Annotated in this window: 1 protein-coding gene; it reads left to right on the plus strand. The window is 62.7% G+C overall.

Going from position 1 to position 1,819, the window contains the following annotated elements; translation table 11 throughout:
• Nucleotides 1–165 precede the first annotated feature (165 nt).
• Nucleotides 166–1,719, plus strand: coding sequence for an IS21 family transposase (gene istA, locus HWN72_RS30585; RefSeq protein ID WP_211152309.1), 1,554 nt, complete (start codon nucleotides 166–168; stop codon nucleotides 1,717–1,719).
• Nucleotides 1,720–1,819: the final 100 nt, after the last annotated feature.

Here is a 1,819-nt window from a genome sequence, read left to right on the forward strand (position 1 = left end):
TTGCGTGTTTCGGAAAGTCCCGGACAGCGATTCCGGTAAGTCGCGGACAGTGATTTCAGAAAGTCCCGGACAGGCATTTCGCTAAGTCCCGGACAGTTTGTGCGGTTGGTCATTGGGTGCGCCGGTTTGGCATGAACGTCCCCGCAAGCGGAGCTTGGAGGGACCATGCCGAGACGGAAGCAACCGAGACGAGCGGACGTGAAGGACATCAGATCGATATTGCGGCTGACCCATGAGAGTGGGCTCTCGGTGCGCGAAGTGTCGGAGCGGCTTGGGCTAAGCAAGTCGACCGTGTCGACTTACCTGCTGCGGGCGCGTGAGGCGGGGCTGGACAGTTGGCCGATGCCAGATGACGGCGGCGATGACGCTGCGCTGGAGCGCAAACTCTTCCGGCAAATGGGACGGCCGCCGCGGGATACGAGCGAGCCGGACTGGCAACTGGTCTCCCGTGAGATGAAGCGCAAAAGCGTGACGCTGCTGTTGTTGTGGCAGGAATACCGCGAGGCTCATCCCGACGGCTTTGGCTACACGTGGTTCTGTGACAAGTTCGGCGCGCACGAGAAGCGCGCCCACCCGACCTATCGGCATCGGCATGCCGCCGGTGCGGTGATGCAGACTGATTACGCCGGTCAAACGATCCCGTTGATCGACCCCGGCACCGGCGAGATCCACCAAGCACAGCTGTTCGTCGCGGTGCTTGGGGCCTCGAGCTACACCTTTGCGGTGGCGAGCCTGCACCAGCGGCTGCCTGACTGGATTGAGGGCCAGGTCCGGGCGCTGGAGTACTTCGGCGGAGTGCCCGCTTCCATTGTCTGCGACAATCTCAAGGCGGGGGTGGCCAAGGCGCTATGGTTCGAACCGACCCTGACTACGACCTTTGCCGCGATGGCAGAGCATTACGACACGACGGTCCTGCCGACCCGGCCGGCGAAGCCGAGGGACAAGGGGAAGATCGAGGGCGCGGTGCTGATCGCGGAAAGGTGGATTATCGCGCGCTTGCGCAATCGGCAGTTCTTCGACCTGGCGGTGCTCAATGCCGAGATCGGCCACTTGCTCGAAGTTCTCAATGGCAAGACGATGCGTCACGTCGGTCGTTCGCGCCGCGAGCTGTTCGACGAGATCGAGCGCGCGGCGCTCAAGGCGCTGCCTGTTACCCCGTTCGAATACGCTGAATGGAAGAGCGCCAAGGTTCATCCCGATTACCACGTTGCCGTCGACCGCAACTTTTACTCGGTTCCGCATGGTCTGATCGGCCGCAAGGTCGATGTGCGGCTGACCCAGCGGGTGGTTGAGATCTTCCAGGATCACAAACGGGTCGCCAGCCATGTTCGCAGTTCGCAGCGCGGGTTCCACATCACCGTCAACGCCCACATGCCCAAGGCTCACCAGCGTTATGCCGACCGGACGCCGGCATCGCTGATCGAGCGCGCGGCCAGGATGGGCACCAACGTGGCGGTCATGGTCGAGCGCATGATGCGTGATCGGCGCCATCCCGAGCAGGGTTATCGCTCGGCGATGGGCATCCTCTCGCTAGGGCGCGGCTATGGCCATGTCCGTCTCGATGCGGCCTGTGACCGCGCGCTGGCAATCGAGGCCACCACATATGCCTCGGTCCTCTCGATCCTCAAATCCGGGCTGGATCAGGCCAGTCCTGCCCAAGAACCGATCCGGCCAGCTCCATCGCACGGCAACATCCGCGGTGGGGTCTACTATCAGTGAAAGGAAGCGACGATCATGCTGACACACCCCATGTTGGACCAGATGCAGACGCTGGGGCTCGCCGGGATGGCGAGTGCTTACCGTGAACTTGCCGAACAAG

It is taken from the genome of Novosphingobium sp. HR1a (genome assembly GCF_015594425.1).
Taxonomy (GTDB): domain Bacteria; phylum Pseudomonadota; class Alphaproteobacteria; order Sphingomonadales; family Sphingomonadaceae; genus Novosphingobium; species Novosphingobium resinovorum_A.